At 40.8% G+C, this 25,180-nt stretch carries 23 protein-coding genes and 1 tRNA gene; 12 read left to right on the top strand and 12 right to left on the bottom strand.

Annotation, left to right across the window (positions count from 1 at the left end; translation table 11 throughout):
• Positions 1-32 precede the first annotated feature (32 nt).
• The gene (locus EV695_RS15975; protein WP_165874736.1) at positions 33-4,100 is read left to right on the top strand and encodes a pilus assembly protein; all 4,068 of its coding nucleotides are present in this window, start codon (positions 33-35) and stop codon (positions 4,098-4,100) included.
• 64 nt (positions 4,101-4,164) lie between these two features.
• Here EV695_RS15975 and EV695_RS15970 read toward each other — a convergent pair whose 3' ends face one another.
• A complete protein-coding gene (locus EV695_RS15970) occupies positions 4,165-5,244 on the bottom strand; it encodes a mechanosensitive ion channel family protein (protein WP_131906965.1) in 1,080 nt (359 codons plus the stop codon).
• Positions 5,245-5,492: 248 nt separating this feature from the next.
• Here EV695_RS15970 and EV695_RS15965 point away from each other — a divergent pair.
• The 9 genes from EV695_RS15965 to EV695_RS15925 all read left to right on the top strand — a co-directional run bounded on the left by EV695_RS15965 (position 5,493) and on the right by EV695_RS15925 (position 13,253).
• Positions 5,493-5,569 (top strand) — tRNA-Val (locus EV695_RS15965).
• A gap of 75 nt (positions 5,570-5,644) precedes the next feature.
• Positions 5,645-7,561, top strand: a complete 1,917-nt coding sequence (gene thrS, locus EV695_RS15960; protein ID WP_131906964.1) for a threonine--tRNA ligase — start codon at positions 5,645-5,647, stop codon at positions 7,559-7,561.
• 44 nt (positions 7,562-7,605) lie between these two features.
• A complete protein-coding gene (gene infC, locus EV695_RS15955; RefSeq protein ID WP_131906963.1) occupies positions 7,606-8,139 on the top strand; it encodes a translation initiation factor IF-3 in 534 nt (177 codons plus the stop codon).
• Positions 8,140-8,316: 177 nt separating this feature from the next.
• Positions 8,317-8,514, top strand: a complete 198-nt coding sequence (gene rpmI, locus EV695_RS15950) for a 50S ribosomal protein L35 (protein ID WP_131906962.1) — start codon at positions 8,317-8,319, stop codon at positions 8,512-8,514.
• Positions 8,515-8,536: 22 nt separating this feature from the next.
• Entirely contained in the window at positions 8,537-8,893 is a 357-nt protein-coding gene (gene rplT, locus EV695_RS15945) for a 50S ribosomal protein L20 (RefSeq protein WP_131906961.1), read from the top strand.
• A 206-nt stretch (positions 8,894-9,099) separates the two neighbouring features.
• Positions 9,100-10,119: a phenylalanine--tRNA ligase subunit alpha gene (gene pheS, locus EV695_RS15940; protein ID WP_131906960.1), complete on the top strand. Its 1,020-nt coding sequence runs from the start codon at positions 9,100-9,102 to the stop codon at positions 10,117-10,119.
• 15 nt (positions 10,120-10,134) lie between these two features.
• On the top strand, positions 10,135-12,522 hold the full coding sequence (gene pheT, locus EV695_RS15935; RefSeq protein WP_131906959.1) for a phenylalanine--tRNA ligase subunit beta: 2,388 nt from the start codon (positions 10,135-10,137) through the stop codon (positions 12,520-12,522).
• A 94-nt stretch (positions 12,523-12,616) separates the two neighbouring features.
• Complete coding sequence (locus EV695_RS15930) at positions 12,617-12,916, top strand: integration host factor subunit alpha (RefSeq protein WP_131906958.1); 300 nt, start codon at positions 12,617-12,619, stop codon at positions 12,914-12,916.
• Positions 12,897-13,253, top strand: a complete 357-nt coding sequence (locus EV695_RS15925) for a MerR family transcriptional regulator (protein ID WP_131906957.1) — start codon at positions 12,897-12,899, stop codon at positions 13,251-13,253. The genes EV695_RS15930 and EV695_RS15925 overlap by 20 nt, the downstream gene beginning before the upstream one ends.
• Before the next feature lie 77 nt (positions 13,254-13,330).
• Here EV695_RS15925 and EV695_RS15920 read toward each other — a convergent pair whose 3' ends face one another.
• The 3 genes from EV695_RS15920 to EV695_RS15910 are packed head-to-tail and all read right to left on the bottom strand — an operon-like array spanning position 13,331 to position 16,033.
• Complete coding sequence (locus EV695_RS15920; RefSeq protein ID WP_131906956.1) at positions 13,331-14,242, bottom strand: DUF1853 family protein; 912 nt, start codon at positions 14,240-14,242, stop codon at positions 13,331-13,333.
• Positions 14,243-14,260: 18 nt separating this feature from the next.
• The gene (locus tag EV695_RS15915; protein WP_131906955.1) at positions 14,261-14,860 is read right to left on the bottom strand and encodes a DUF938 domain-containing protein; all 600 of its coding nucleotides are present in this window, start codon (positions 14,858-14,860) and stop codon (positions 14,261-14,263) included.
• 12 nt (positions 14,861-14,872) lie between these two features.
• Positions 14,873-16,033 carry a GNAT family N-acetyltransferase gene (locus tag EV695_RS15910; RefSeq protein WP_131906954.1) on the bottom strand — a complete coding sequence of 387 codons (1,161 nt, stop codon included), beginning with the start codon at positions 16,031-16,033 and terminating at the stop codon, positions 14,873-14,875.
• A 64-nt stretch (positions 16,034-16,097) separates the two neighbouring features.
• Here EV695_RS15910 and mtgA point away from each other — a divergent pair, with 64 nt between their 5' ends.
• The gene (gene mtgA / locus EV695_RS15905) at positions 16,098-16,853 is read left to right on the top strand and encodes a monofunctional biosynthetic peptidoglycan transglycosylase (protein WP_131906953.1); all 756 of its coding nucleotides are present in this window, start codon (positions 16,098-16,100) and stop codon (positions 16,851-16,853) included.
• Between the two features lie 78 nt (positions 16,854-16,931).
• On the opposite strand, the gene EV695_RS15900 is transcribed toward mtgA, so the two are convergent.
• The 8 genes from EV695_RS15900 to EV695_RS15865 form a co-directional block, all read right to left on the bottom strand.
• Positions 16,932-17,420 (bottom strand): glycine zipper 2TM domain-containing protein, encoded by a 489-nt coding sequence (locus tag EV695_RS15900; protein ID WP_131906952.1) that lies wholly within the window; start codon positions 17,418-17,420, stop codon positions 16,932-16,934.
• Positions 17,421-17,594: 174 nt separating this feature from the next.
• Positions 17,595-18,674 carry an alanine racemase gene (gene alr / locus EV695_RS15895; protein WP_131906951.1) on the bottom strand — a complete coding sequence of 360 codons (1,080 nt, stop codon included), beginning with the start codon at positions 18,672-18,674 and terminating at the stop codon, positions 17,595-17,597.
• Between the two features lie 43 nt (positions 18,675-18,717).
• Positions 18,718-20,097 (bottom strand): replicative DNA helicase, encoded by a 1,380-nt coding sequence (dnaB, locus tag EV695_RS15890; protein WP_131906950.1) that lies wholly within the window; start codon positions 20,095-20,097, stop codon positions 18,718-18,720.
• Positions 20,098-20,278: 181 nt separating this feature from the next.
• Positions 20,279-21,127 carry a co-chaperone DjlA gene (djlA, locus tag EV695_RS15885; protein ID WP_131906949.1) on the bottom strand — a complete coding sequence of 283 codons (849 nt, stop codon included), beginning with the start codon at positions 21,125-21,127 and terminating at the stop codon, positions 20,279-20,281.
• 116 nt (positions 21,128-21,243) lie between these two features.
• The gene (locus EV695_RS15880) at positions 21,244-22,083 is read right to left on the bottom strand and encodes a M48 family metallopeptidase (RefSeq protein WP_131906948.1); all 840 of its coding nucleotides are present in this window, start codon (positions 22,081-22,083) and stop codon (positions 21,244-21,246) included.
• Positions 22,084-22,130: 47 nt separating this feature from the next.
• A complete protein-coding gene (locus EV695_RS15875) occupies positions 22,131-22,574 on the bottom strand; it encodes a YbjQ family protein (RefSeq protein ID WP_131906947.1) in 444 nt (147 codons plus the stop codon).
• 85 nt (positions 22,575-22,659) lie between these two features.
• Positions 22,660-22,986, bottom strand: a complete 327-nt coding sequence (locus tag EV695_RS15870) for a YbjQ family protein (protein WP_131906946.1) — start codon at positions 22,984-22,986, stop codon at positions 22,660-22,662.
• Between the two features lie 86 nt (positions 22,987-23,072).
• The gene (locus tag EV695_RS15865) at positions 23,073-24,272 is read right to left on the bottom strand and encodes a MalY/PatB family protein (RefSeq protein WP_131906945.1); all 1,200 of its coding nucleotides are present in this window, start codon (positions 24,270-24,272) and stop codon (positions 23,073-23,075) included.
• 169 nt (positions 24,273-24,441) lie between these two features.
• Here EV695_RS15865 and EV695_RS15860 point away from each other — a divergent pair, with 169 nt between their 5' ends.
• A complete protein-coding gene (locus EV695_RS15860) occupies positions 24,442-25,176 on the top strand; it encodes a helix-turn-helix domain-containing protein (protein WP_131906944.1) in 735 nt (244 codons plus the stop codon).
• The last annotated feature ends 4 nt before the right edge of the window (positions 25,177-25,180 follow it).

Raw genomic sequence — 25,180 nt, 5'->3', positions numbered from 1 at the left:
TACTGATCGTTATGAAAATTTATCTAGATAATATGAAAAAAACTTATTTTATAAGTGCATTGGGCATAACAATGCTGGCGCTAATGGGGTTCTCGTATGCTGATGATACCGAAGTTTTCTACACGGAAAGTGAAATAAATAATAACGTATTATTTATTATGGATAACTCGGGCAGTATGAAAGAAGAGGTTGATGGAACCTCTGCCGTCGGAGAGAAGACTACAGTTTCTAGTGCCATCATAGATAAAAACGAAGATGCTGATGAGCATAATTTTCCAAGCCTGAGGGGAACAGCTCATAGTGGCAATATTCTAGAAATGACTAAAGATGGATTATTTACTCAAAAAGTTGGGTTACGCTTTAGGGATTTAGATATACCCAAAGGTGCAAAAATTGATTCTGCGTTTATACAGTTTACGGCTAGCAACTCTAGTTCTTCCTCTACTACGTTAGATATTAAAATTCAAAACCATGATAACCCATCTGCTTTTGAAAATAATCTTACCAATATTTCAAACAGAACGCTTTATGGTACATCAGTCTCCTGGTCCGTTGATCCATGGGTTGTTGGTGAGAGTGGGGCGGCACAACAAACACCAGATTTGAAAAGTCTGGTTCAATTGGTTGTCGATAGAGGTGATTGGGACCCTAATGATGCGATGGTGTTTGTCATTTCTGGTTACGGAGAAAGAAATCCCAAATCAAGAGATAACGGTGATGGTTCAGATGCGCCAGTATTGACGATAACGTATGAAGAAGTTACCGGTAAGAAAACACGTATGCAGGTAATGCAGGATGCATTGAGAACAGTTTTGACGAATGCTCCAGATAACCTTAGCGTAGGTATCATGAATTATGGTGATAACTCAAACTGGCGAAAAAATTATCCTAACGGGATTAAGTTTCCTATTACTGCTGTTACCAGTCTCGCAAGACCCATCATAGAAGACTCAATGATGCTTAATGGAACAGTTCGTTGGGATTACAGTAATATTCCAGAGCCAAGCGATACGGTCACGGTTAGAACTTTTTTAAGTGAAATTGCCGATGACTGGGAAGCAAAAGGAATGACTCCTATCGTTGATGCTTTGTATGAAGCGTCACAGTATTTCCGAGGTGAAGAAGTCGACTACGGTTATGATTATGCGAGAAAAAATTACACGTGGGCAGCACATCCTTCAACCTACGCAGGAGAGCCCGTTAATCAAAAGAATGACTCAGGTTCATGTGATGCATCACCTTCTGGATACAGAGTTTGGAACGATAGTATAGCTGACTGGAGAGCAGGAGAAACATGGGGGAAAATATGCCCAGCTGATCGCTTTAATCCGTCTGGACCTGGTTTAGCCTCTAATTGTGCAGGTACTGAATATAATTGTAAGACTGAGTCATATTGGGGATGCAGAAGTTCGTGGGTTGGTGGAACCACAACATGTACCGGTACGGATGAAGATGGTAACCCTACAGGTTGTTCGACAACGGGTAAATATTGTAAAGACAATGATTATGGCACTATCACAAATTCATCTTGTTACTATGCGATTTGTAAAGATTCGCCATTACCAAAACCTAAGTATGAATCACCCATGAAAGATGGTTGTCAGAGTAGCTTCATGATTTTGATGTCTGATGGCAAGCCGGAATACTCGAATGGCGTAAATCGAGATCCTTATTCATATAGTAGAGTAAAAAGCCTAATAAACAAATCTAGTTGTGACATTACGCATGGCTTCAGAAGTGGGCGTTGTGGAGCAGATTTAACGCAATATCTGGCGACTCATGATAATCAGCCAAACGTCAATGGAGATCAATTCTTGCATACTTATGTTATTGGTTTCTCTGAAGGTATTACACCTGAAGCCTCAGAATACTTACAAAGTCTGGTGACGTTGGAAGATGATCCTGAGACGGCTAAAAAAGAAGGTTATTTCTCGGCGACTAATGAAGCTGAACTTGCGGATGCCTTTTCACAGGCATTAGATGAAATAGCGGAAGAGGCACGTTCTCAAGCATCTCCCGGTTACAGTGTAAATGTGAAAAGTGGTCTGGAGCATGAAGATGATATTTACATTCCGGTATTTGATAAATCCAGTTCTTCACGTTGGGCGGGTAACTTAAAGAAGTTTAAATTGGACGATGTTGGTGATAGCCGAATCATTAAAGGTAAAGATGGAAATGGTGGTTTAACGAGTGCCATGACTGAATTAGGCTTATTTAAAGATGAAGCCTGGGACTTGTGGTCAACAAGCGCAATCCCTGATGGTGATGTGGTACAGCAAGGTGGAACAGCAAGTTTGTTAACGAACCCTGCTATACGTAATCTGTATTCGAATGTCTCAGGCAATACATTATCTGAGATCAATGTAGCTAATACCGGTATCACTGAGGAAATGTTATTCGATAAAGATGAATTAAATTTGAATACCGTTGAAGCAGCAGCTTACCGCGCTCAGCTAATCCAGTTTATTCGTGGCTGGAAAAATGGTCAGTTTGACAGTAATGCAACGCCTCATGGAGTTGCGCGTAAACATATGGGAGATATGCTGCATACCGAACCTGTAATCATTACCTACAAAAAATCTACAGACGATGCGGCGAAAAAACAGTATATATTCTCTGCGACCAACGAAGGCTATTTACATGTGTTTGATAGTACATCTGGTGAAGAAATATTTGCCTTTATGCCAAAGGAATTATTAAAAAATATAGAGCCACAATTCACCGGACAAGGTCCTCATAAATATGGAATTGATGGCAATATAAGTTACTGGCACGAAGATGATCCGGATAACCCAAATGGTGAAGTAGATTCAGGTGAAAAGGTATATTTATACTTTGGACTTCGTCGCGGTGGTAAATCATATTATGCCTTGGATGTGAGTAATATTCACAAAGGGCAAACGCCAACAATGCTTTGGAAAATTGACGGTGATGACAGTCAGTTTAGCCGAATGGGACAAAGCTGGTCGATGCCTTACTTAGCGAACGTTCTAGTAGGCTCTGGTAGCAGTGCCGTTAAAAAAGAAGCAGTCATTATTGCAGGCGGAAATGATCCTGTTCTTGATTATGACGAGGATTATGAGCCAGCTGATGTCGTGATCTCTAAAACGCCAACGATGGGTGATGATATTTATATTGTCGATGCAAAGACCGGAGATAAACTTTGGTCGATGCGTGAAACACTTGGAGCGAAAGTAACTCAGGCTTTCCCTGGTGGCGCAAGAATTCTTGATGTAAATAAAAATAACATCCTTGATCGAATGTATTTTGCAGATACAGGAGGTAGCGTTTGGCGACTTGATTTCCTAACAGAGTCGTTATCAAATAATGCTGAAGACTTTAAACTAACCAAGTTGGCTGATTTAGGGACGGCAGGATCTTCCGCGGCTCGTAAGTTTTATAATGAGCCAGATGTAGCTTCATTCAGATCAAACGGTAAAACAATGTTTACGGTTTCAGTTGGAAGTGGAATGAGACCTCATCCAATGAATGAAGAAATAAATGATCATATGTTTGTGATTCTGGATAAATCGCCATTAAATAAGTTGGATGATGATTTCACCCCAATCCAACTTTCTGATTTGGCAAAAGTTGAAATTGATGTTGTGGGTACAGGAACCACTCTTACCAAAAGCATTACACAGGATTCAGATTTTGAAGGTAAGCAGATTACAGAGACCGATAAACTCGGTTGGTATGTGAATTTCTTTGAATCTGGCGAAAAAGTATTGGCACCTGCAATTACCTTTGAAGGGTCAATCACTTTCACTACATTAGTACCTAAGGTTTTAACAACAGGTGAGTTAATAAACTCTTGTGCTGCTCCGGCAACTCAGGGGCGTATTTACGCAATGAATCTGTTAACCGGTGAAGCCAGTATAGATATGGATGGAAACGGAGTGATTAATGATAATGATGTTTTCCAGACAATATCTGCCAGTGAAATCCCAGGAACGCCTCAGCGTGTATTCAATGAATTAAGCTGTGAAAACGGAGAATGTTCTCACGAAGTTGATATTCGAATTGGTAAAAAGAGTACCGAAGTCGGCACTATGGATGTTGAAGCTATAGAGTCCATTTATTGGAGTGACCCAATGTAAGTTGGGATCAGTGATAGTGTAAATTCAGTACTAGCCTCACGAGTGATTTTTATCCTCGTGAGGCTTATGTTTTAGGTAGTTCTTTAATATATAAATCCTGTTTTGAATAGGGGATTTCAATGTTTTCTTCGTTGAATCTCTTATAAACAGCACTATTCAACTTGTGTAATGTTCGGCCCCTTAATTCTGGATTTTCTATCCAGCAAAGCAGTTCAAAATCTAGACTAGATGCCCCAAAAGCACGAAAACGTACTCTTGGTTCTGGTGATTTAGGGACGAGTGGCTCATCTTCCGCAACCTTCATTAAGATATCATTGACTTGGTCGATATCAGTTCCATAGGCAACCCCGACTTGAACCCTTATTCTAAATTTGGGGTGAGGGCCACCACTCTGATTGGTGACTTTGCTATTTCCCATGATGGAGTTTGGAACTGTCACTTCAACATCATCTCGTGTGATTAAACGCGTACTACGTAAACCGATATGTGTAACTTTGCCTCGCTGATTGCCATCCAAGACAATGTAGTCACCTATTTTATAAGGTGTATCTGCGAGTATAAAAACACCAGAAAATAGATTGGCAAGGGTATCTTTAGCGGCAAAGCCCACAGCTATGCCTACGATACCGGCAGAAGCTAACCAGGCTGTCATATCAATTCCCCATATTTGGAAAATGATGTAAACGGCTACGGCGACAATTAAAAGCTTTGATACGTTATCAAACAGGGGAAGCGTTTGCGGTTGAATGAGTCTAATGTTGTTCCTATTGCCACCCCATGCCAGTTGTTGAAGAATAATTTTAGATACTCTAACTAACGCTATCATCCAGATAATAACGCCTAGGGTTTTAAAACCAAAGATCAGGTAATCGGTCAATTTATCTGAGAGAGGCATACGATTAACTCCAGCAGAAAAGCCTGTCATTAAAAGTGAGTAGTAAATAGGTGGTCTGGCAATTGCTAATAAACGATCATCAAGAAATGATTTTGTTTTGCTGGTTAGGAATTTTAAGGTACGAAAAATAAACCAAGAGAGTAGAGAAGCGAAAAGAAAGGTCACTCCCATAATCGCAATACCTTGCGGCCAGGGTTCACCATCAAAATAAGCCAATAAAGGAGCAAGGTATTGTTCTAGGTTATCCATTCTATTTCCCAAGGGCGCAAATAATTTTCGCAACTGTAGCAGATAGCGTGGTAAATGGAAAAACACACCCCCCTACTTACGGACACTTTTTCTTGATTCATTTATAATAGCTATTTAAATGCTACCGTTTGCTTTAGAAAGCTTGTGAATCATTTTCAATAACGATAAAATCCTTCCCCTTACTTTTTAGTGTGGACTTGAATTGTGTTCAAACATAACCATTCATTCAAGTACACATTATAAAATAAAGGCGCGTAGCTCAGTTGGTTAGAGCATCGTCATGACATGGCGAGGGTCCTCGGTTCGAGTCCGAGCGTGCCTACCAAACAATATTTTTACACTTTTTGTTAATTAATGATAAACACGTGGCCTCTCGTAAGGGTCACCACTGGGGAATAAAATGCCAACAATCACTTTGCCAGACGGCAGTCAGCGTTCATTCGACAACGCAGTATCCATTTTAGACGTAGCAGCAGATATCGGTCCGGGTTTAGCGAAAGCAACACTTGCAGGCGCCATTGATGGAAAACAATATGATGCAAGTCATATCATCGATGAAGATGTGTCGCTAAGTATTATCACAACCAATAGCCCAGAAGGTGTCGATGTAATACGTCACTCTTCAGCGCATTTGATGGCCCAAGCTGTTAAACAGTTATTCCCAGAAGCTCAAGTGACTATTGGTCCTGTAATCGAAGATGGTTTCTTCTACGATTTTTCTTATGAGCGTGCGTTTACGCCAGAAGATGTAGATGCTATCGAAAAACGCATGCAGGATTTGATCAAACAGGATATTCCTGTTGAACGCAGTGTGATGTCTCGTGATGAAGCCGTTCAGTTTTTCCGCGATATGGGTGAAACCTATAAAGCTGAAATTATTGAAAGCATTCCAAGTGATGAAGATTTATCTTTGTATAAACAAGGCGATTTTATCGACCTTTGTCGCGGTCCTCATGTGCCAAGCACAGGTAAAATACCGGCGGTAAAATTAACAAAACTTGCTGGTGCATACTGGCGTGGTGACTCTAATAATGAGATGTTACAACGCATTTATGGCACAGCATGGGAAAACAAAAAAGCGCTTAAAGCTTATTTGCACCGTGTAGAAGAAGCAGAGAAGCGTGATCACAGGAAAATAGGGCGTAAACTTGATTTATTCCATATTCAGGACGAAGCGCCAGGGCAGATCTTCTGGCACGACAAAGGCTGGACAATTTATCAGGTGATTTCTCAATATATGCGTGACCAACAACGCATGCGTGATTACAAAGAAGTGAATACACCAGAGTTGGTGGATTTTTCTTTGTGGGAGCGCTCTGGTCATGCGGCAAAATACAGTGAAGACATGTTCTCACTAGAGTCTGATGGTCGTCAGTTTGCGCTAAAGCCAATGAATTGCCCTTGTCATGTGCAAATATTCAACCAGGGCCTAAAAAGTTATCGTGACCTTCCATTAAGAATTGCTGAGTTCGGTGCGTGTCACCGTAACGAGATGTCAGGTGCATTGCATGGTTTAATGCGTGTGCGTGGGTTCGTGCAAGATGATGGTCATATCTTCTGTACAGAAGAACAGATACAGCCTGAAGTTGCCGATTTTATCGATTTTTTACACGATGTGTATCGTGACTTTGGTTTTGAAGATGTTATCTATCGTTTATCAACTCGCCCAGAAAATAGAGTGGGTAGTGAAGAAGACTGGGATAAAGCAGAAAAAGCACTAGCAGATGCATTAGATGCTCAAAATCTGGAATGGGAAGAGTTGCCGGGTGAGGGTGCTTTCTACGGTCCAAAAATCGAGTTTTCTTTAAAAGACAGTATTGGTCGTGTGTGGCAACTAGGAACAATTCAAGTCGATTTCTCAATGCCTAATCGACTTGATGCAGAATATGTTGCTGAAGATGGTTCCCGTAAAACTCCTGTAATGTTGCATCGTGCAATTTTAGGTTCTTTTGAACGTTTTATTGGAATTTTGATCGAACATCATGAAGGTAAATTCCCGCTTTGGTTATCACCTGTTCAAGCTGTGATAATGAATATTACGGATAAACAGTCTGATTTTGTGAAAAAAGTAGAAAATACCTTGAAAAAAAGCGGTATTAGAGCTGTTTCAGACTTGAGAAATGAGAAGATAGGCTTTAAAATTCGCGAGCACACGCTTCAACGTACCCCCTACCTTTTAGTTGTTGGTGATCGTGAAGTAGAAACTAACTCAGTTGCAGTGCGTACATTATCAGGCGAAGATCTTGGTAGTTTACCGCTTGATGAGTTAATAGAACGAATTACAAAAGAAAATGCTAGTTGCGGATTACCTGAATAATAGTATTGTTCAGGTAAATTTATAAGTTATAGAGGATAAAGAGTATCGCTAAACCAAAGAAGAATCGAGTCAATGAAGAGATTAACGTGCCACAAGTTAGGCTTATTGATAAGGATGGCGAAAACGTAGGTGTCGTTAAAACTACTGAAGCAATGGAAAAAGCAGCAGTAGATTCATTAGATTTGGTTGAAATAGTACCAACAGCCGAACCACCAGTATGTCGCATTATGGACTACGGTAAGTTTAAATTCTCGCAGAGTAAACAAAAAGGCGCTAATAAGAAGAAGCAGAAGAAGACACAGGTTAAAGAAATTAAAATGCGCCCTGGAACTGATATTGGTGATTACAATATCAAACTGAAGAAATTAACAGAGTTTCTTCAAGAAGGGGATAAGACGAAAGTAACTATCCGCTTTAGAGGTCGTGAAATGGCTCACCGTGAGTTAGGCATGGAAATGCTTAAGCGCGTAGAAAAAGATTTAGAAGAGTACGGATCAGTTGAGCAGTTCCCGAAAATGGAAGGTCGCCAAATGATTATGGTGATTGGTCCAATTAAGAAAGAAAAAGGTCAAGCTTAATCATAAACGTTGTTGTTTCTTCAACGTTTAATGCAAGTAGATCTGGTATAAGTAAATCAAGAATTTATATCATTCCTTAAGGAGAGGCACTCTTATAGGAATGTTTTACTCATCATAGTTTTCAATGTTTAGATTGTTAAAATTTAGATAAAACTATGACCAATATGGAGAGTTAAGATGCCTAAGATGAAAACTAACAGCGGCGCTGCAAAGCGTTTCCGCAAGCGTGCTAATGGCACGTTCAAGTGTAAGCAGTCTCACCTGCGCCACATCCTTACTAAGAAAAGCAGCAAGCGTAAGCGTCATTTACGAGCTGGTGATGTCGTCGAAAAAGTCGATACACCAATGGTTCGCAGAATGCTTCCGTACGTTTGATTGATTATTGAGGATATAGAAAATGGCTAGAGTAAAACGTGGTGTTACGGCACGCGCAAAACACAAAAAAGTATTAAAAAAAGCTAAAGGTTATTACGGTGCACGAAGCAGAGTTTATCGTGTAGCGAATCAGGCAGTTACTAAAGCAGGTCAGTATGCATACCGTGACCGTCGTCAAAAGAAACGTCAATTCCGTAGTCTATGGATTGTTCGTATCAATGCGGCAGCTCGTATGTTTGATATGTCTTACAGTGTGTTCATGAACGGACTTAAGAAAGCAGAAATCGAAGTAGATCGTAAAATGTTAGCTGATTTAGCTGTACATGATATCGATGCTTTTGGACAGTTGGCTGAGAAGGCAAAAGCTGCCCTAGCTTAGTTTTACTGTTCCGCCTCACTGTTGCTTCTGGCTTGATGTTTTTAACAGATTGCTTTTTGTCATAGATGGGCGAATAAAAGATGTAAATCAAAGCGAGGAAAGGTTTCTGCCTTCCCTCGCTTTTTTTGTGCAAAATTTTTGTAACTTTTTTATTTATCAGTAAAAGTTACTCGAATAAAACTCAATAACGGATTACGGAGACTTCAGTGGATAAACTGACAGAACTCATGCAGCAAGCTCAACAGCAGCTTGATGCGGCAACTAACCTAACAGAGCTTGATGATGTACGTGTACATTATCTTGGTAAGAAAGGATTAATTACTGGTCAATTAAAGCAGTTAGGTCAGCTTCCTGCGGAGCAACGCCGTGATGCGGGTCAAGAGATCAATAAAGCCAAGCAGGCTTTATCTGAGTTAATCAATGCTAAAAAAGAATCTCTTGAAGCTGATGCGTTGAATCAACGATTAGAAAATGAGAGTTTGGATATTTCTTTACCGGGTCGCAAAATGGGTGAGGGGAGTCTACATCCGGTAACTCGCACAGCTAAGCGTATTGAAGAAATATTCATGCAGTTAGGCTTTGGTGTTGAAGTAGGTCCTGAAATTGAAGATGACTATCACAATTTTACCGCGTTAAATATTCCTGATCATCATCCGTCTCGTGCTTCTCACGATACTTTCTATTTTGGTGATGGCACCTTATTGAGAACACATACATCTCCGGTGCAAATTCGCACAATGGAAAATCAAGAACCACCATTGCGTATCATTGCTCCTGGTCGCGTTTATCGTTGTGATTCAGATGTTACGCACAGTCCGATGTTTCATCAGGTTGAAGGTTTGATGGTAGATAAAGATGTTACCTTTTCAGATCTTAAAGGTATTTTAGAAGCATTCTTTAAAGCATTCTTTGAAGTAGAAGATTTACCTACTCGATTTAGACCTCATTATTTTCCGTTCACAGAGCCTTCGGCTGAAACCGATATACAGTGTGTATTGTGTAATGGGGATGGCTGTCGAGTTTGTGGAAACACCGGTTGGATAGAAGTGATGGGTTGCGGCATGGTGAATCCAGAGGTTTTCCGTCACGTTGGAATTGATCCAGAAGTTTATACGGGTTTTGCGTTTGGCTTCGGTATCGATCGTTTAGCCATGCTTCGATACGGTATTGATGATTTGCGTAAGTTGTTTGACAACGATGTGCGTTTCTTAAAGCAGTTTGCGTGAGGTTGATATAAGCATATGAAAGTTAGTTTAAATTGGTTGCGTGAATGGGTTCAACTTGACGCAGCAACAGAAGAAATTTCTCACCAACTCATTATGTCGGGAACCGAACTGGATGGAATAGATCCAGTTGCTTCTGCGTTTACAGATGTAAGAGTAGGTCAAATTAAAAACATTGAACAACACCCTGATGCAGATCGTTTACGAGTCTGTCAGGTTAATATTGGTGAAGATGAGCTATTACAGATTGTGACGAATGCCACTGTCGAGCTCGAGCAAAAAGTTCCGGTAGCGATGATTGGAGCAGTGCTTCCTAGTTCTGAAGCAGGTGTGAAGCCCCTTAAAATTAAAAAGGGAAAATTGCGCGGTGTTTTATCACAAGGCATGTTCTGTGGTTCAGAAACACTTGGCATGGGTGAGGCTGGAGAAGGTTTGCTGGCAATTCCTGCAGATGCCGAACTGGGTAAAAACTTAAGAGAAATTTTTGATTTAGATGATGTTGTTCTAGATCTCGATGCGACCCCAAATCGTGCAGATTTATTATGTGTGGCAGGTGTCGCTCGTGAGTTAGGTGTCATCATGCAAGCGCCTGTTAGCGAAGTTACTGTTAACACCGCAGCATTAGATCACGAGCAGGATTTCCCAGTAAAAATCACTGCAGACACATTATGCCAGCGCTATGTGGGTAGAATTATTAGTAACTTAGACGTTACTGTTAAGACTCCTGATTGGATTGTTGAAAAGTTACAGCGTTCTGATATTCGTAGCCTAGGCCCAGTGGTTGATATCACAAACTATGTCATGCTTGAGTTAGGGCAGCCGATGCATGGTTTTGATTTTGATAAACTTAGCGGTGGCATTGATGTAAGAACCGCAGTTGAAGGTGAAAAGCTAACCTTGCTAGATGGTAAAGAAATTACTTTAAGTGCTGATACCATGGTAATAGCGGATGAAGAAAAAGCACTCGCCTTAGCTGGAATTATGGGTGGAGAAGAAAGCTCTGTTACAGATGATACAAAAAACATCTATTTAGAAAGTGCCTACTTTGTTCCTGAAAAAATCATGGGAAAATCTCGTAAGTACGGATTACATACAGATTCATCTCATCGATTTGAGCGAGGCGTGTCACCTGACTTGCAAGTTAAGGCGATTGAACGCGCGACACAGCTAATAACTGAGATTTGTGGTGGCGAAGTAGGGCCATTTAATGATGTCAGTGCTAGAGATGATCTACAGCAGCGTGATGCTGTACATTTCGAGCGCAGACGTATCAAACGTCATCTAGGTATAGAGATAGATGATGCACGCGTTGAAGATATTCTGACGCGTTTAGGTTGTAAGGTTGATTCAGCTGAGAATGGTTGGAATATTACTCCACCTGTTTTCCGCTTCGATCTGGCTACACCTGAAGACTTTGTCGAAGAGGTTGCTCGCATCTATGGTTACGATAATATTCCCGCGCGTTTACGTCCTATGGAACCTCGTATCGCTAGAAAAGAAGAAACGCTGGTCGATGAGAATACCTTACGTAATATTCTGGTTAACAGAGGTTATCAGGAAGCGATTACTTATAGTTTCGTACCTCCAGAGGTTGAATCATTATTAAGCCCTGATCAAGAGCAGATAGCATTATCAAATCCGATTTCTGAAGAGTTATCGATCATGCGCAGTACCTTGTGGTCAGGATTAATTCCAGCGCTTGATAAGAACGTAAAACGTCAACAATCACGTGTTCGTTTCTTCGAAACAGGTTTAAGCTTTTTAAAGACTTCTGAAGGGTTGACTCAGAGAAAGAAACTGGCTGGCGCAATTACCGGTAATGTTTATTCTGAGCAGTGGAATGCAGAATCTAGAAGCGTCGATTTCTTCGATCTAAAAGGTGATGTTGAAGCATTGCTTGAGGAAGCAACAGGTCAAACTTTCGAATTTGTGAAGTCTGATCATACGGCATTACACCCGGGTCAATCTGCCAATATAATTTCTAATGATCAGGTTGTTGGTGTCTGCGGAGCCTTGCATCCAGCTGTCGAAAAGAAATTAAGCTTAGATCAGCAAGTATTTGTTTTTGAACTGGATATGGATAATATCTCTCAAAAAGAATTACCTGAATACACCAAGCTTTCACCTTATCCATCAGTGCGAAGAGACCTTGCGTTATTAGTGAATAAAGATGTTCAGTATTCAACGATTGCTAAGGTATTGAATAATTTGAATATTCAACAGATGGTCGATAGCTTTATATTTGACGTTTATTCTGGGGAGAATGTAGATTCAGGACAAAAAAGTCTCGCTTTAGGCTTGATTTTTCAGGATTTTTCGCGCACCCTAGAAGAACAAGAAATCAGTGCCCATGTTGAGAAGATCATGGACGCACTTAAAAATCATACAGGGGCAGTGTTACGATAAATAATTTGAAAGGAAGAGGCATGTAATATCCTTTCCTTTGTAATTATATTTCTAAATACACCCATTGTTATCTATTGTAAGGAGAGCAGCAATTATGACATTGACGAAAGCAGGCATGGTTGAACATCTGTTTGATGAATTAGGGCTAAATAAACGAGAAGCAAAAGAACTTGTAGAAATGTTTTTCGAAGAAATTAGAACGGCTTTAGAAGAAGGTCAAAATATAAAATTATCAGGGTTTGGCAATTTCATGCTGCGCGATAAAGCACAACGTCCGGGTAGAAATCCAAAGTCTGGGGAAGCTATTCCAGTCAGTGCTCGTCGTGTTGTCACTTTCCGTCCAGGTCAAAAACTAAAGCAAAGAGTAGAAAAGTATGCTGGAAGCATCCAATAATAAAGAACTACCTGCAATACCAAGTAAACGGTATTTCACTATAGGAGAAGTCAGTAATCTTTGTGGTGTAAAGGCTCATGTCTTACGCTACTGGGAGCAAGAATTTCCTAATCTAAAGCCCATGAAGCGTCGTGGTAACCGTCGTTATTATCAACGTGATGACGTGCTTTTGATTCGTCAGATTCGAAGCCTATTGCACGAGCAGGGTTATACCATCAATGGTGCGCGTCAAAAATTATCAGGTGTAGAAGCCGACGATGATAGTGCTAAAGCGAATCAGCTTTCTCGTCAGTTAATCACAGAGTTAGAAGAGATTTTGAGAGTACTCAAATCCTAGAAAGTTATTAATTAGTCTGGGTAAGTTTCTGTAATTGCACTAAAACTCAGATGAAATTAGAAAAAGGCACCCCCTACTTATAGGGGGTTTTTATTGTCCGAAGGAAACGTAAAGGCTTCAGGAAGTAAAAATACACGTCTTTGTTCTTTAAGGTTGTCATGATCATCTAGACCAATTTCAACATAGCATTGCGCTCTATCTTTAAAAACCTCAACTGGGTTTTTCTGTAAATCTATGATGTCTTTGTAATTAAGCTCAGACAGCCAAAGTGTTTTATTAATCGCTAGATATTTCTTATCTGTGTTTTGAATAGTATTCGAATATATCCATGAACCTCGAAGATGATTGTCAGTGGTATCTTCAGGGGAAATTTTTGAGCCTTCAGGATAGAACAATCTTCCCTTTATGAAGCAATGGCGTTCGTCTATTTGCTGGTTTTTTAATACGTCAATTTTATGAGAAAAATACCCTTCGTGGTTATTACTCAACTGCGATTGGTGAGTTAATAAATGGTCTAATTTTTTTCCCAGTTGATCTTTTGTATTGGTGCCAAACCAGCGATATGGGTTTTTATAGGGTTCGGTTCCTAAATAAAATTTCACACAGACTTCCAGATGAATAACCTTGCCTGTCGAAATTTCTTTGATAATAAAGTCAATCTCACCATAAGTGATGCCATCCTCAATAATCTGGATATTTTGTTGAATGAGTTCGTAATTAGGACTAATGCTTAGCCAATAGGAAACTAGAGTTTCAAATCTATGTCCCAGTCTTTTACTTTTTGCCTGAGATAGATGTTGCTCTAAAGGTGACGGGTCTTTATCTAATTCGAGTAAAGTCGGCAGACAATCCTGAAATTCGTTTTGGCATTTATCATGATCCCACCAATAGGTGTTTTCAATATGACCTGATTGTATCGGTGGGCTGGCAATCACCCACGCAAGGTCCCTAACTAATTTTGTGCTGAAAGTGGGGGGGTGACCTATCATTGATTAATCATTTGATTATTAATTTTTCTGCCATACAAGAATGCGATTATTCGCTGGCATGGCAATATCATCGACAATCGACATATTATTTTCCTCGGCAAGCTTATTAAGCTTTTCGAAGTCTTTGATACAACTCTTGGGGTCATTATTCTTTAACCATTGATCAAAGTTGGCGTTGCTTTCGCTGGTGTATTTCTCTTCGTAGTTAAAGGGTCCATACAAAATAAAGTAGCCATTTGACTCTAATAAGGGGCAAGCATGATTGAAGTAATCAACCACATTTTCCCAAGACATAATATGTACTGCATTGGCTGAGAAAATAACATCATAGTTTTCTTCGGGCCATTCATCTGCACTGACATTGATGGACAAAGGGTCTCGAGTATTATCTAAGCCTGCTTCATCCAGCCACGCTTTAATACCACCGTGGTAGATACTTTGATCGCTGGTTTGCCAGATAAGGTGTGGCATCTGTCCGGCTAAGAAAACTGCGTGCTGTCCTGTGCCACTTCCTATTTCAAGTAAGTGTTTTTTATCTTTTAATAGCGGCTTTAAAACGTCGAGTATGACTTGCTGGTTTTGAACGCAAGATTCTGAAAATGGCTTCTGTATATGCATAAGCGTTGTCGATTACTTTTCTTCTTGGTAGGGAGACTTGAGTGAGTTCATATAAGCTTTAACGCCAGCTTGTTCATGTTTCACAAAGTTTTCAATGGACTCCTGAAACGGTGAATTATTCAGCCAATGGCTAGATCGAGTCAACGTTGGAATAAAGCCTCGCGCGATTTTATGTTCGCCTTGAGCGCCAGGTTCGAATTTTTCTAATTTATGTTCAATACAATATTCGATACCTTGATAGTAGCAGGCTTCAAAGTGGAGTTTGTCTATTTGTTCTATACAGCCCCAATGTCTGCCATAAAGTATCGTATCACTCGCGTACATCAGTGAGCCTGCGATGCATCGAGCTTTGTCCGTTTGATTATCTTCTGTAGGTTGTGAAACATCATCGGCTAATACCAGAATCACTTGATCGGGTAAGGACTGTGCGAATTCTTTGAAAAATCCTTCATTCAGTGTCGCTGTTCCATACTTTTCAGCAAACGTTTGCTCATAGAATCTTGAGAAATTTTCCCAGTCTTCATCTGTTGCTGTATGGCCGTTCAATACGCGCAAATTAACCGCTTGTTGCTCAACTCTGCGACGTTCTTGTCGAATATTTTTACGTTTCTTGGGTGTTAGCTTTGCCAGAAAATCATCAAAATGAGAATAGTTTTGGTTATGCCAATGAAACTGGCAATCATGACGGGCAAGAAGTCCGTAATTTTCCAGCCAGTCCTGTTCATCACTATTTGCAAAAAGGCAGTGAAAGCTACTATAGTTTTGTTCTCCGGAAAATTGTTTGATCGTCTCTATCAAGATAGGGTAAAGCTCGTCTTTTCTATCTGCCTGGCATAGCAGGCGTTGACCACTAGCCGGTGTATAGGGAATTGAAGAAACTAATTTGGGGAAATAGGGGATGTTGTTTCGATGATATGCATCTGCCCATGCATGATCGAAGACAAACTCGCCATAGGTATTGGTCTTTGCATAAAGAGGCATTGCGGCGAGTAGTTTTTCATCTTCATAGATGGCTATATGGCAAGGGTGCCAACCGAACTCTTCGCTCGCACATCCATGAGTTTCTAATGCCGATAAAAATTCATGTCGTACAAATGGGTTATTATCCATAACCAATGTATTCCATGCTTCGCGAGGTATCTGCGATATTGCTGAGTGAATGTTTATCTGCATTAATTTATTTTAGAAGTTATTATCAATCTGGTTACAGTATGAAATATAAGGACTATTTTCGAAATTGAAAGAGTATCATAGCTACCAATCTGAAAGTGAAAAGAAGCATAAGAAACGGGGTATTTTCTCACGTGTCTTGAGACTCTTTGCGCAAGTCACATTGCTTTCGGTACTATTATTATTTGCTGTGCTATTAGTATTTCGCTGGGTGCCTTTACCCACATCATCGTTCATCTATAAACAAAACTCTCTCGCATCTCATTCTCCTGAGATTTATGAAGCAGCCGAATACCAGTGGGTAGATTGGGATAGCATCCCTCCGCATCTTGCCTTGGCAGTTGTTGCAGCGGAAGATCAGCGATTTCCCAATCACTGGGGGATAGATACCATTGAATTGAAAAAAGCGCTGGCGCAAAACAGTAGAGGGAAGTCTCAACCGCGTGGTGCTAGTACGATAACTCAGCAAACGGCAAAGAATCTATTTTTATGGAATCAACGAAGTTATCTGAGAAAATTGATTGAGGCGGGTTTGAGTTTGTCACTGGAAATTGCATGGCCCAAAAAACGAATTCTAGAAGTGTACTTAAACATTGCGCAATTTGGTGATGCTATATTTGGCGTAAAAGAAGCAAGCCGAATATTGTTTGATAAAAAAGTGCAAAATTTATCGGTAGAAGAATCTGCAATGCTTGCTGCAGTATTACCTAAACCCGCTATTTCTAATGTGAATGACCCTAGTCCATCATTGCTTAAACGTCAGAAGTGGATCTTAAAACAAATGAAGCAATTGGGCGGTACTGATTATATACGTAAGCTTTAGTTCGTTTTCTTTCAGTAAATGCCAGACGTAAAAAAGGAGCTATGAAAGCTCCTTTTTGGTTTCTACTTAAAGGTCAATTTAGGTTGCGTTGATCCATTGTCCATTTGCATTTTTACAGGCTCTGCCATGTACTTGCTGCATACGACCGTCAATCCAGGCATCCATTACGTAATCACGACACTGGGTGGGTTGCCCATTTACATTACCTTCGTATTTATTGATGGGTGTAAATTCGTAATTGGTTTTGGTATTTGGATTGTCCCAGGCAACTTTTTGATTATTGGGTGCTGTTTCCAATGATTGATTGATTCTGCGTTGATCTTCCTGATCTAATCCACGACCTACGTTACCACCGATCATGCCACCAACAACCGCACCGATCACTGTCATGGCAGTTTTACCATTGCCTTTACCAAACTGATGACCAACAACGCCACCAAGAACAGAACCAGCAATAGCACCTTGTTGTTCTTTGCTGGTATTGCTGCAACCACTGACAACCAATACCGATGAAAATACAACAGCCAGCATCGCTGTGGCAGGTTTTATAGATAATTTATTATTCATGTTTACCCCTTATAAGTATTCTTAGTTAAAGTCTTCAGAATATTGGATTCCTAACTTCACTATAAGTTCCAACAGAAGTAATGGACCATGACCTATATCAGGTTTTCTTTATGTTTCAGCGTTGTTTCAACTTTGTTTTTACTGTGATTCTACTAAGGCTCTCGTATGTGTTTCCTATGCTCCTCTTAAATTTCCTGCATTGCATAGGATTTCATAAGGGATGGTTTCGGCCTTTTCTGCGACAGTGTCGACACTGAGATTTTTTCCCCAGAGTTCAGCCCAGTCACCAACCTTGATTGGGTTTTCCTTATGATCGTCTGCATTCACGACAATCATATCCATAGCCACACGACCGAGTAATTCTGTCGTTTTTCCGTTGATCCAAACAGGAGTGCCACTTGCTGCATGCCTCGGGTATCCATCGGCATAACCGCAGGCAATCACTGCAACTTGCATATCTTTAGGGCATTGCCATGTGGCAGAGTAACCAATACAGTCACCTTTTTTCAAGTCATGTACAGAGATGACAGGTGCTTCAAACGTCATCGCAGCCTGCAAATCAAAAGAGTCTCTGTCTTTGTCAGTAAAAGGAGAGCTGCCGTACAGCATGATGCCAGGACGAACCCAGTCTGCATGTGCGTCTTTCCAGACTAGAACGCTCGCAGAATTACTGAGACTCTTAGGTGCATTTATTCCTTCACAAGCTTTGTTAAAAGTACTTATCTGATCCTGTGTCGTAGATTTATCCGGTTCATCAGCGCTTGAAAAGTGAGTCGCTAGCATTAGGTTGTCAGGATTTACTTGAGGGTGATTTTTTAACTTAGTGAAAAGTTCATGGATGCGCTCGGGCTGAAAGCCTAGTCGATGCATGCCAGAATCGACTTTCAAGGTAATGTCGAATTTATGCTTTTTTGAATATTGATCGAGTAGTGTTAATTGACGTTCTTCGTGCACCATCAATCGTAAGTTTAAATCTGCCGCGATATTCAGGTCATCATTGTTTTGGTAGCCTTGAAGAATTTTGATAGGTAAATCTATGCCACCTTCGCGTAGAACTACTGCTTCAGGAACACAGGAAACCGCAAAAGCATCCGTATCCGGGTAGAGAATGCCTGCTGTTGCTACTGAGTTGTGGCCATAGGCATTGGCTTTTATGACAGAGAAAACTTTAGAGTCTGGTGCGCATTCTTTGGCACGTTTTAAATTATGCTGTAAAGCTTCTGGGTGAACGGTAATGCGGGCGGAACGTTTCATAAGCTACTTCAATAAAATATTAGAACAATGTGATTAGAAAGGGTTAGTTCTCAGGTGCGTAAATATCAGGCATAAAATTATCAAAACGGGTGTATTTACCGGTAAAGGTCAAACGAACTTTACCAATCGCACCTTGACGTTGTTTGCCGATGATTACTTCGGCCATGCCTTTGTCTGGGGTGTTTTCGTCATACACTTCATCACGGTAGATAAACATGATTACGTCCGCATCCTGCTCGATCGCTCCTGATTCACGTAAGTCAGACATGATGGGGCGTTTGTTAGGGCGTTGCTCCAAACTACGATTTAGCTGGGATAGGGCGATCACTGGGCATTCCAGTTCTTTCGCGAGTGCTTTCAGGGATCGTGAAATTTCTGAAATTTCGGCGGCACGGTTATCTGATTTTGCACCGGTTTGCATTAACTGGATATAGTCGAGAACAACTAGACCCATATGCCCATGCTCACGATGCAGTCGACGACATTTTGCACGAACTTCTGTGGGAGACATAGCAGCAGTATCATCAATAAATAACTTAGTCTCACCAAAGGCTTTTACTGCCATGCCGATGCGAGGCCAATCTTCTTCGCGAATTTTACCGTTTCGAATATCATTTAACGGAACGCGCCCCATTGAGGCAAACATTCTCAAGATCAATTGTTCCGCGGGCATTTCCATACTGAATATGGCGACTGGCTTTTTGTCATTTACCGCAATGTATTCTGCGAGGTTCATCGAGAAGGTCGTTTTACCCATGGACGGACGACCAGCGACGATAATCAAATCACCTTTCTGTAAACCAGAAGTCATACCATCAAGATCGGTATAGCCAGTTGAAGCACCGGTAAGGGCGTCTGTTGATTTACTTAGCTCATCGATTTTTGCTAGCGTCGATTTAAGTAAATCTTTGATGGTGTGGAAATCTTGTTTTCGGTTGCCTTGTTCGGCGATTTCGAAAACCTTTTTCTCAGCCTCATCAAGTAGCTCTTTACTTGGTCTATCGCCAGCATTAAAAGCTTCTTCGGCAATTTCTGAACCGATACTGATCAGCTGGCGCAATACCGATTTTTCTCGCACGATATCGGCGTAGGCTTTAATGTTAGCCGCACTCGGTGTGTCTTTCGCGAGCGTACCCAAATACGCAAGACCACCTGCATTTTCAAGTTCGTCTCTGTCCTTTAACCACTCGGATAGGGTAATGACATCACGAGGTTTGTCGGTTTCGGCTAAAACGGCGATTGAACGAAAAATGAGGCGGTGATCATGACGATAAAAATCATGTTCGGTTATGATGTCCGCAATTTTATCCCACGCCATATTTTCCAGTAACAGTCCACCAAGTACAGATTGCTCTGCTTCGATTGAATGAGGGGGAACTTTTAAATGTTCTACGGCTGAATCTTGAGTGAGGATGGCTGACATGGTGTTAGTTTATCTTGGATAGCGTTTAATAGTTAGTACCAAATCTTATGGATTGATTGGTCATAAGCTGTGGATAATATGTGTTTAACTTTTGGGGGTGAATCCATAAATAGTGAATCTATAAACGAAAGGCACCCCCCTACTTACAGGGCTTTTTTTCTGAGTATTTTATAGCGAGTCTTTATTTCATGCCTCGGCTTTTCTTGATCGTGTCGTATGCCGTCTGAATTTCTTGAGATCTTTCAGTGGCTTCTTTAATCATTTCCTCAGGAAGGCCTTGGCCCATCAACTTATCGGGGTGATATTCGCGTACGAGGCGACGGTAGGCTTTTTTGATTTCAGCATCAGTGTTGTCCTCGGAAACGCCCAAGGCTTGATAAGCCGCACTTATGGCATTGACAGAGGTGTATCCACCCGCGCCAGAACTCTGTCCACTGTGTTGATATTGACCGCCCGAGAATTGATCCTGACCATGAATCATCGCCATTAATTGTTCAAAAGCCTGTGGTGAATAGCCGAATTGTTGTGCGATAGATCTGAGTAATTCAGTTTCAGCCTGATCGAGTTTTCCATCAGCAATAGCCACTCGTATCAAATAAACCATGACCATTTGCTTCATGTTTGGAGAGTTGGCGTTTACCCGGTTGAATTCCTGAATCAGGGGAGCGATATTGAAGTCTAACTTGGCACCTTCCTGAAAATGATTGATCGCGCGTTTGCGATTCTCGGCACTCATATTGAGTTGTTTCATGAAGGTTTCAACGTGAGCGATTTCTTCTTCAGAAACACGACCGTCCGCTTTCGCCAGTTTCCCCATTAAGGTGAAAACGGTTTTAAAGAAGGCAGCTTGTTTATTGGTTTTTATTCCGGTGATACCGCCAACATTACCAAAACCACTGAGTTGCCCTATGAGTCCGCCTGAGAGTTTGAAGCTGATAAAGCCACCAACAAGAAGCCCGATAAAAGCCATAAAAAAGCTGTCAAAAACAAAGTAGAACAGTACTGCTGTTATATATTTAATAAATTTCATCGTTGAATCATGGTGGTTTATAGGGGGTTATCAAGCACTGGGGTAGCTAAAGCCGAGTGTTTTAATGCGTGTTCGAATTCGCGGTTTAAAGTAAGGTATTCTAATTAAACAGAGATTTAATGAAAGGCATTTCGATAAAAATCGGGAAGGGGGGTTAATGTTCCGGTTTCAGACCAGCCTTTTTTTTGTGCCATATCGCTGAAACTTTCTATACGTTTTTCATCTTGTGGGTGAGTACTGAAGAACTCAGCAGGCTCTTTAGATTCCATCGCCGCGCGTTCATTATGAAATATTCGAAACAATTCAGCGCCTCCGTTCAGATGACCGTATAGCGCTTTCAGGGTATTCATGGCTTCAATATCAGACTGTTGCTCCATCTTACGACTAAAGTGCAAGGTGGAGAGTAATCCGGTATCCCCCAGTATTTGACTGTCTGCGCTTCTACCTAATGTCGTCATTGCGATCGACACTGCGATACCTCCACCCAGGGATTTAATCGGGTGTCGATATTTTACGTGTGCAATTTCATGCCCTAACAGGGTGACTAAGGTATTTTCGTTTGGGAGTTTTTCCAGCAAGCCTTTAAACATAAATACATTTCCACCCAGTGTTGCAAAAGCATTCATCGTATCTGAATGCATATAGTGGATTGTAATTTTCATTTCTTCAGGAAGATTTTGTGCTTTGCTGATTTTATCCGCAAGTTGTTGTAGGTATTTGGTGATTTGCTGATGGTCACTATTGTCATCATGAGCAGAGACATCGTACAAACTCGCTACTTTCTTTTCCGCGTTATAGGGGATTAGCCCCGCTAGCCAACTACCGCCTAAACTGAGTACCAACGAAACCACAATCACGAGCGCAATTGATCCCACCAGCAACACAGAAAATTCCTTTAAAGGGTTCTCTTTACTGGTGTTAATGTCTTCTGGTATTTGTGGGTTTTCGTATTGCATGGCTGTGAGAGTTAACCGTAAATATGGATAGTTTGTGTTTTATGTAACTAAAGCTTTTTTAAAGCTGTGCCATAGGCATGTACTTCGATAATCGGCATTTTACGGCTGTCTTGCCCAGAAATGCTGGACGTCTCGTATTTCACATTAAAGACTAATTCTGCACCAAATTGTTGTGCCTGATCTTTCATGCGCAATACGGCTTCGCGTCTTCCTCTATCCAGTAGCGTTTCGTAAGTGCTTATTTTCCCGCCGAATAAATTGCGCAAACCAGCGACAAAAGTTTTGAAGTAATCGTTAGCGATGACGACATTTCCGGAAACCAGTTTTTGTTCGTATCGATTATCCTGAGGAGGCATTCGGCTTGCCATCGCTGGCAATTGATTCATCACTTTTTCTCTTTCGATCAGGCTGATGAAATGTTTCTTTTCTGCGCGTCGGCCAAAGAAATAGCCCAGTGAAACTAGGACAGCGACTATGAGAATTTGATCCATAATTTGTACCGTAAAACGCTTTTTTAAAAAAGTGCCCCAAAGTAGGGGGGTGGCTAAATATTTATTTATTAATTCTAATTAGAGTCTATGTTTCAGATTCGTCAAGAATAACGGCAGTACCATAAACATAAATTTCAGCTGCCCCCGCTGTGATGCTGGAAGTGGAAAATCTCACGTTGAGTACCGCATTAGCGCCCACCGAACGGGCTTGCTCAATCATGCGCTCGGTGGCTTCTTCACGTGATTCCTGTAACAGTTCGGTATAGGCAGTGAGTTCACCACCGAACATATTTTTGATTCCCGACATGATGTCACGACCCGCGTGCTTGGCACGAACAGAGCTACCTTGAACAAGTCCTAGATGTTTGGTGACTTTTCTACCCGTCATAAATTCAAGGTTTGATATCAACATGTCGTAATTCCTTAACAGATTTAATGTGTTTTAGTAGTGTATCAGTTGCTACTTAGTTCATATGTGAGTTCGAAGTAAGTTAGATTCTATAATTCAGAAACAGCCTTTGTAATGCGTTTAATCGCTTCTTCAAGCAAAGATCGACGACAGGCAAAGTTGAGTCTAATAAAGTTTTTATCACCAAAGTAGACGCCTGCTGATATGCCGATGCCTGCGTTTTCAAAAAAGGATTCGGCATTGTCGAGTGCTAGATCGGAGACATCAATCCATGCAAGATAGGTCGCTTCTAAAGGGAACATCTTCAAGCCTGGTATAGCGTTGATTTCTCGTAGCAGATAATCGTGGTTCTCTCTTAAATAATCGATTTGCTGTAGTCTCCAGCTTTCACCATGTTTAAATGCCGCCTCAGTCGCAGTTTGCCCCAGAATGCTGACCTCAGGAGCTTTTTCCAAAACATCCTGTTCAAACTTTTTGCGGATTTCGTCATTGGGAATAATAGCAAAACCAAAATTCATTCCTGCCAGATTATAGGTTTTGGTCGCTGCCATCAGTGTAATACTGCGGTTTGCGGCATCTTCATTCAGGTTGCCAAAGGGGTAATGCTTTTTATTTTTATCTAAAATCAAATCACAATGGATTTCATCCGAACAAATCAATAAATCATGCTTTTTACAGATAGCCTGTAGTTGCAGTAATTCTTCTTCGGTATAAACGGTTCCACCAGGGTTATGGGGATTACAAAATAGAACCATTTTAGTTTTTGGGGTGATAGATGCTTCCAGAGCAGCGAAATCTAAAGTCCATCGTTCGTTTTGTAACTGCATCGGGACTCTGATTCTTTCCCTCTTTGTATTATTAATAACGAAATTAAAGGGAGGATAGATAATTTCGGGCACCATGATTTCATCATCGTCGTCTCCTGCGAGAAGCGAAGAGAAGGTTAGCCCATTCACAAGACTTGAAAGCGGCACAATCCATTCACTTTTTATGGACCAGTCATAATGATAAGAAAGATGTGAGGTAATGGCTTCACGAACACCCGCAGTACCTTGTTCGGTATAACCAAAGACACCCTGAGCAACTCTTTGATGTAATGCCTCAACAATCGCAGGAGTGGTCTCAAAGTCTGAGTCTGCAATCCAGAAGGGAATAATATCTTTGCCTTTATATTTATCCCATTTTTTACAGTAAGTGTTTTTTCTATCGATTATTTTATCGAAATCAGTTTTGCTGTTTATGTCAGTGTTTGTGTCAGGATTTACATTGGTGTTTAGATCGGTATTCATATCTACTTTGGTGTTCTCTCATTAATATTACGGCTTATCAGCCCTGATTCATTTTATGTGTGATTTCAGGCACAATATGTTGAGTTGTTACTGCTTGCAAACGAAGTTTTCAATTAATCTAAATAAATGTTTTTTCATTCATAGGATGCCATTCATTGGCTTATAGAATATGGCACAAACTACCCTGATAATCAGTACCTTAAAGAAAACGCTTAAGTCGCATGGGAAAACCTATGCCGATGTAGCAGCGCATTTAGGGTTGTCTGAGGCGAGCGTAAAGCGCATGTTTGCTCAGCAAACAGTGAGTTTGAATCGTTTAGATGCAATTTGTCAGATGCTGGATATGGAAATCACCGAATTAATGCAGAAGGTGAATGATTCTACAGCCAGACAGATCAGTGAACTCAGTGACGAACAAGAGCAGCAATTAGTCAGTGATAGAGAACTGTTACTAATTACGATTATGGTAATCAATAACTGGACTCTGGAAGAAATTCTACAGGCTTATAATTTCACAGAAGCACAATGTATTCAGCATTTAGCCAAGCTTGATCGCTTGAATATTATCGAACTACTGCCGAATAATAAAATTAAGATAAAAATATCTTCAAACTTTAAATGGCGAAATAACGGTCACATCCAACGATTTTTTAGGGAGAGTATCGAATCGGAGTTTTTTAATTCTAAGTTCTCAAAGCCGGAAGAAAAGCTAGTCGTTTTGAATGGTATGTTGTCGCATGAATCAAATGCAATTTTTCAAAGAAAACTGGAGCGACTTGCCAGAGAATTTGATGAAATGGCAAAAGAAGACGTTACACTTCCACTGAGTGAACGTCTTGGTTATACCTCGGTTTTGGCCGTACGTGATTGGCGCTTTACTGTGTTTGATGTCTATAAAAGATAAGGCA

This window comes from Cocleimonas flava, assembly GCF_004339015.1.
Lineage (GTDB): Bacteria > Pseudomonadota > Gammaproteobacteria > Thiotrichales > Thiotrichaceae > Cocleimonas > Cocleimonas flava.
Note: the sequence above shows the minus strand (reverse complement) of the source record. Positions and strands in the feature narration are given on the sequence as shown.

What these genes read in the sequence shown, in the direction of transcription:
- EV695_RS15975 (WP_165874736.1), top strand. Translation starts at nt 33, where the DNA reads ATGAAAAAAACTTATTTTATAAGTGCATTGGGCATAACAATGCTGGCG.
- EV695_RS15970 (WP_131906965.1), bottom strand. Translation starts at nt 5,244, where the DNA reads ATGGATAACCTAGAACAATACCTTGCTCCTTTATTGGCTTATTTTGAT.
- thrS (WP_131906964.1), top strand. Translation starts at nt 5,645, where the DNA reads ATGCCAACAATCACTTTGCCAGACGGCAGTCAGCGTTCATTCGACAAC.
- rpmI (WP_131906962.1), top strand. Translation starts at nt 8,317, where the DNA reads ATGCCTAAGATGAAAACTAACAGCGGCGCTGCAAAGCGTTTCCGCAAG.
- rplT (WP_131906961.1), top strand. Translation starts at nt 8,537, where the DNA reads ATGGCTAGAGTAAAACGTGGTGTTACGGCACGCGCAAAACACAAAAAA.
- pheT (WP_131906959.1), top strand. Translation starts at nt 10,135, where the DNA reads ATGAAAGTTAGTTTAAATTGGTTGCGTGAATGGGTTCAACTTGACGCA.
- EV695_RS15930 (WP_131906958.1), top strand. Translation starts at nt 12,617, where the DNA reads ATGACATTGACGAAAGCAGGCATGGTTGAACATCTGTTTGATGAATTA.
- EV695_RS15925 (WP_131906957.1), top strand. Translation starts at nt 12,897, where the DNA reads ATGCTGGAAGCATCCAATAATAAAGAACTACCTGCAATACCAAGTAAA.
- EV695_RS15920 (WP_131906956.1), bottom strand. Translation starts at nt 14,242, where the DNA reads ATGATAGGTCACCCCCCCACTTTCAGCACAAAATTAGTTAGGGACCTT.
- EV695_RS15915 (WP_131906955.1), bottom strand. Translation starts at nt 14,860, where the DNA reads ATGCATATACAGAAGCCATTTTCAGAATCTTGCGTTCAAAACCAGCAA.
- EV695_RS15910 (WP_131906954.1), bottom strand. Translation starts at nt 16,033, where the DNA reads ATGCAGATAAACATTCACTCAGCAATATCGCAGATACCTCGCGAAGCA.
- EV695_RS15900 (WP_131906952.1), bottom strand. Translation starts at nt 17,420, where the DNA reads ATGAATAATAAATTATCTATAAAACCTGCCACAGCGATGCTGGCTGTT.
- alr (WP_131906951.1), bottom strand. Translation starts at nt 18,674, where the DNA reads ATGAAACGTTCCGCCCGCATTACCGTTCACCCAGAAGCTTTACAGCAT.
- dnaB (WP_131906950.1), bottom strand. Translation starts at nt 20,097, where the DNA reads ATGTCAGCCATCCTCACTCAAGATTCAGCCGTAGAACATTTAAAAGTT.
- djlA (WP_131906949.1), bottom strand. Translation starts at nt 21,127, where the DNA reads ATGAAATTTATTAAATATATAACAGCAGTACTGTTCTACTTTGTTTTT.
- EV695_RS15880 (WP_131906948.1), bottom strand. Translation starts at nt 22,083, where the DNA reads ATGCAATACGAAAACCCACAAATACCAGAAGACATTAACACCAGTAAA.
- EV695_RS15875 (WP_131906947.1), bottom strand. Translation starts at nt 22,574, where the DNA reads ATGGATCAAATTCTCATAGTCGCTGTCCTAGTTTCACTGGGCTATTTC.
- EV695_RS15870 (WP_131906946.1), bottom strand. Translation starts at nt 22,986, where the DNA reads ATGTTGATATCAAACCTTGAATTTATGACGGGTAGAAAAGTCACCAAA.
- EV695_RS15865 (WP_131906945.1), bottom strand. Translation starts at nt 24,272, where the DNA reads ATGAATACCGATCTAAACACCAATGTAAATCCTGACACAAACACTGAC.
- EV695_RS15860 (WP_131906944.1), top strand. Translation starts at nt 24,442, where the DNA reads ATGGCACAAACTACCCTGATAATCAGTACCTTAAAGAAAACGCTTAAG.